This window comes from Alkalibacillus haloalkaliphilus C5 (assembly GCF_000269905.1).
In the GTDB taxonomy this organism is placed as follows: Bacteria; Bacillota; Bacilli; order Bacillales; family Alkalibacillaceae; genus Alkalibacillus; species Alkalibacillus haloalkaliphilus_A.
The window spans coordinates 1-4,815 of the sequence record NZ_AKIF01000187.1; the positions used below are offsets into that span (position 1 = coordinate 1).

The window sequence follows — 4,815 nt, forward strand, 5'->3', positions numbered from 1 at the left end:
GAAGATTTAGATGCACTAGCTAATAACGATCACGTCCAATATGTTATGAAAGATGGTAATGTCGAAAAGAATCAACTGTAAAGCTAAAAACCACCTCTTGTAGGTGTTTTTAGCTTACTCAGATTGCTCATTTTGGTTGTCATCAACTTCTTCTGGCTGTTCTACTTCTAATTGTGGTTCCTCTGGTTCCGGTGGAGCTGCTGTATAATTATAAACACCGGCATCAGTTCGGTATTGACTCCTATTAGACCCTACTGGGAATAATACAGGACATTGCTCAGGACGAACAGGTGTAGGACATGGCCCAACAGCTAAAGGCTCACGCGGTAAACAATAGTCAGCTTCAACTTCTAACGTTACAGGATAGACAGACTGAATGCTTTGGCACAATCGTACTGAAACAAGCGCATCAAACGTATCATCTTCATCTGTATCACCTAATTCACAGTCGAACGAAACGATGAAACAATCTAATTCTGCATACGTGACATCAATTTCAGTTCCTTCTGGCGCACAAAGGACGACTTGCTCACTTCTTGAAAATTCAAGCTCTAATTCAACATCGCCATTGCCGTTATCGGTCGGGAAGTTAATAATAACAACGAAGTTCTTTCTGATCGTAACAATTTGTAATTCAACCTCAGTGCCGTCAATTACAAACTCACGGTCTTCAACATTGATCACTTCAATTGGGTCTACTTCTGCTGGGATGACAGTACAGGTCACATCTTCACTATCAAAATCATCACATGTAATGCCATTCGGTAAATCTTCATTAGTTATATTTAAATCAAAATTAGCTTCGTTGACGATCCAATCATATACTTTTTCTGTGTTAATACATAGGATATCCTGTACGGGTTGTGGTTGTGGGGGACAATTTTTACGATAACTCATTTTTACACCTCCATAGTCACTTTATTCAATATACTTTACCTTATGTGAAAGCCTCAAGAGGGTATAGTCTATTACCATCATTTCTACTGTTTGAAGTAGATTAATATAAACGTCTATAATTTAAAGCTCCTCTCAAAAAATAACGAGGAGCTTCACATCATCCACTACTTACCACTGCATCCACAGCCACCGCGACGACGGCGGCTACTTTTCACACCTCTGTGTGCCTTACTAGAATTGTCAGTAGCACGTAATTGTTTTAAATGACTTGTTGAGCTTTTTGCACGCATAATATCACTCCTTTAGCTTTATACATTATCATAGTCGCACTTCATCTTTTCAGATAGGGCGGTTATTGAGAGTTCATAACAATTGGGTATGGGACATAAGAGTGAACATTTTCAATATAAAAATATAATACCCTCTTAGCTCTGGTGGCGTGACCTTTAATGAAAGAATTAGCACTAAAGTAGTTTGATCTGGATGGTTGAGACGGTTAGTATAAGACGGAATAGCTCTCGTTTTCGGGTGAGAGTGAACCTTGCAATCAGTTGTTCATTTTTTCTACTCATCTCATCCTTCACTTTCTGATATTCACCTAGACTTACTCTGTAGTAAAAAGGTGAACGAGACTCATTCATTAATGGCCAATACAATGTCATTTGTAATTTAGTTCCTGATAAAACGCCCCAACATCCATTTGGCAGTTCAGCATTGGTCAGATTAACCATATCCTTAACAATACACTCTGGTATAAGGTATAACCGTGTTACTTATTTTTGAAAAACTGAGATGGGAGAATTTTCTCTAGTACTGATTCATCTTGTTTAATAGGTTGTTGTTTTTCAGTTGGCTGTTTGGGTTGTAATGGTTGTGAGTTTGATTGTTGTGATGGTTGGTTGTTCGTAGGTTTATTGGGTTGTACTTGATTTGCAGTAGTTGGTTGTGGTTCTCGTTTTTGTTCTAGTTGTTCTTGACGTTTTAATTCCGGTTGAGAAGTTGGTTTAGGTTGCTCAGTTGCATCTGTTTTTGGTTTAGAACGTTTTTTCTTTCGCTTTTTAGTACGCGGTTGTAATTGATCATACTTACTTGGATAGTTACGCGGTTTAAAATTGTGAGATAAATCACCTGTATTAGATGTTGTTGTACGACCTGAGCTAACACGTGTTTTAAACCGCGGTGATGCGGCAGGTTGAGTGGATTGGGTAGGTTGATCAGATTGGATATAACTCGTTGCATTGGATCTTATTAAATGTTGTAGTTGGCGAAACTCAGGTGTTCTTTGTCTTCTTGGTTGTGTTGACGATTTCGGTTGAACAGCCTCGTTGTTTGGTTTCTTAACTTGTGTTTGCTTTGCGTTTTGTAAAAAGCGTGAAGCTTGACTGTTAACTTGATTTGACTGTATTTGTACATGTTCTACAGGTGAAATGTCTTCTGTTGGTTCTACATTTTCTGTCTGTTCTTCTTGTTCATTTTCATTTAGCTGTTCAGTTTCTGGGGTATGCTGACCTTTAATTGAGGCCAATTCAGTTTTCACTTCTTGAAGCAACTGTATGATTGATTTTAACTCATCTGACTGACCAGATTGTTGGGCTTTAATTTTCTGGTCTTGTTCTTGTTGATTTTCATTCACCACTTTCAAAACCCCTTCTATTTTTACGATTTGCTTTTTTAAAGCGTGAACTTCATTTTTCATGAGTAAGTAGTCTTCGAATGCCTCGCTTTCATAAAAATCCTGAAACATATTCTCATAAAGCCTCAGCCGTTCTTGTAACGCTTCAACTTCTTTCGTGTTAAATAGTCGATATTGCACAAAAGACCACCTCTCATGTCCATATAAGTATTTTATTAAACTATTAACTTCATCGTGTAGGTTAATATTGATAGATGACGAATTTCATGACAGTCATAATTGCCCGTTTTTGTCATAAATTTTATAAGTGGAGCCCTTATGGAATTCATCAAGATGTAATCATTATATGAAAGGGTGAAGAATCATATGAAAGCAACAGCCGTTGAGAGAGTACACGACTGGCGACAGCAGAGAAATGAATACGTTAATCAAATTAAACAAAAAATTGAGCACTCAACTAAGAAAGACTATGATGTACTTAGCTACTTCACATTTTCACTTAACATGGACGAAGAAGGTGGTGAGCATTTAGCTCTCTGTTCATATTTAATTGTGAACATTGGCTCGCAACCTATTACAGGACCTTATATTTGTTTTAAGTTTTCAGATGAGCATCCGTTTGAGTTCTTTGGTAAGTATGTTAACTCTGATACCAATGGCAATAACCAAGTGCGTCGGCAAGCACAAGGTGAGTGGGAGCGGATCCATCATTCAGAGTTAAAAAATGAAATTTGGCTTAAGCCTTCACAAGCGGTCACGATCCAGCCTGGTGAACAATTATCGTTTCCAAACTTCCAATTAAAGTGGCGAGGAGACCTGCCATACCAAGCTACAATGTTAGGTTTTACGTATTCAGATCAAAAGCCTAGCGGCACGCCCGCGATTAATCAGTTTAATATTACTGGTGGCAAGGCGAAAAAGGAGGAACAACATGACTAACCCAGAAACGGCATTGTTGAAGCGGATTGCTGAACGGCAGTTGGAAGGGGACGAAAAGCGTGAAGTTGCCCTCGATGTACTACTGTTATATATGTTAAAGCTAGAAGGGGAATCAATTGAAAGTGGAGATGACTCACAACTAGCTTCAGTCGTTGATGAACTAATAAACGAAGAACGTAACCAATTAGAAGCGATTTTAAACATACTAAAAGGTGAGGGGTAGAACTTGCCCAAAATTAGTATGATATAATTGAAGAAAATTTCTAAAAAGTTGGAGGGAAATGAAAAAATTATACGTGTATTGGATTAGCGCTCTAGTCATTTCAGCAATCGGCTATTACTTCGTTAATGTAATGACTGTTTCGCCAGATGTTATATCAGGCAATGGAAACCTTGGTATATTAGTTAGTATCTTGTTTTTACCTGTTTGGGTTATGGGTTTTTATTGGAGTAATCGAGTTGCGAGAAACATAAGTCAGAACCAACAGAAGGTTTATTTATTCGTTTTGGTTGTTGTGTTGCTTGTTAGTGGTAGTTTGTTAGCTATCCCACTTATAAACAGTGCTAATGAACTGATCGATCGTTTAGGTGGGCCTCCAAGTGAACCTGAGTCAGTCATTTACCGATTTGCATGGTTAAATCAATATACGAATAGTATGTTTTTATAATTTATACACGTTTCTCATCATACACCTTTTAGCTGTAGTTATTGGGATCGTTTCAGCAATTTTCATAAGTAACAGAGACTTGGAAAACTTCTAAGTCTCTGTTTTTATATAATAATCTAACAACCTACCAAATTTCTTACAATTTCCCCCCCTGAATTTGTCGACTTTTTCCGATTATTTTAATATAATGAAATTGAAATAAATGGTATAAAGGGTGCGGTAGAAATGAAGCAATCGTGGATTATCGTAATGCTAGTTATCGTTTTAGTCGGATGTCAACAAAGTGAAATGAAAAGCGCTACAGAGCACCTTAATTTACAAGGAGAACAAGGTCACAAAGGTTATATAATTCTTCGTGAAGATCAGCATGAGACTGTTGTTTCTGATTCATTTGAAGAAGTTCGTGATCAGGATAATGAAGAAGAAAGTGTTGAAGTTGACTTACCTGATGAGCAAAATGATGAGCTAACGATAGATGAAGCTGATCATATTGCAAAAAAAGTACTTAAAGACAATATTGAAACGATGGAAGAAGTACAAAAAGATTATTATACAGAATGGTTTCGGTTAGAAGAGGGGGCCGAACAATATGAACAAGCTGTAGCCATCGTTCAAGAAGCACTTGAGTCGACTATCTCACAATCTGTTTTAAATAAATGGACTGAGCTTTATTTAAAA

8 protein-coding genes are annotated in these 4,815 nt (G+C 37.4%); 4 read left to right on the top strand and 4 right to left on the bottom strand.

What is annotated here, in order from left to right:
* Nucleotides 1-114: 114 nt before the first annotated feature.
* The 4 genes from A194_RS0114710 to A194_RS0114715 form a co-directional block, all read right to left on the bottom strand.
* A complete protein-coding gene (locus tag A194_RS0114710; RefSeq protein WP_017187565.1) occupies nt 115-897 on the bottom strand; it encodes a BMQ_0737 family morphogenetic spore coat protein in 783 nt (260 codons plus the stop codon).
* 164 nt (nt 898-1,061) lie between these two features.
* A complete protein-coding gene (locus tag A194_RS21050) occupies nt 1,062-1,187 on the bottom strand; it encodes a hypothetical protein (RefSeq protein ID WP_272942214.1) in 126 nt (41 codons plus the stop codon).
* A gap of 174 nt (nt 1,188-1,361) precedes the next feature.
* Nucleotides 1,362-1,628 carry a hypothetical protein gene (locus A194_RS20390; protein ID WP_157783074.1) on the bottom strand — a complete coding sequence of 89 codons (267 nt, stop codon included), beginning with the start codon at nt 1,626-1,628 and terminating at the stop codon, nt 1,362-1,364.
* A 38-nt stretch (nt 1,629-1,666) separates the two neighbouring features.
* Nucleotides 1,667-2,710, bottom strand: a complete 1,044-nt coding sequence (locus A194_RS0114715; protein WP_017187566.1) for a hypothetical protein — start codon at nt 2,708-2,710, stop codon at nt 1,667-1,669.
* A 186-nt stretch (nt 2,711-2,896) separates the two neighbouring features.
* On the opposite strand from A194_RS0114715, the gene A194_RS19535 reads away from it, so the two are divergent.
* The 4 genes from A194_RS19535 to A194_RS18695 form a co-directional block, all read left to right on the top strand.
* A complete protein-coding gene (locus A194_RS19535; RefSeq protein WP_017187567.1) occupies nt 2,897-3,469 on the top strand; it encodes a hypothetical protein in 573 nt (190 codons plus the stop codon).
* Nucleotides 3,462-3,692, top strand: a complete 231-nt coding sequence (locus A194_RS0114725; protein WP_017187568.1) for a hypothetical protein — start codon at nt 3,462-3,464, stop codon at nt 3,690-3,692. Before A194_RS19535 ends, A194_RS0114725 begins: the two co-directional genes overlap by 8 nt.
* Nucleotides 3,693-3,750: 58 nt before the next feature.
* Entirely contained in the window at nt 3,751-4,137 is a 387-nt protein-coding gene (locus A194_RS0114730; RefSeq protein WP_017187569.1) for a hypothetical protein, read from the top strand.
* 225 nt (nt 4,138-4,362) lie between these two features.
* The coding region (locus A194_RS18695) for a hypothetical protein (protein ID WP_040403096.1) at nt 4,363-4,815 on the top strand (453 nt) is incomplete at its 3' end.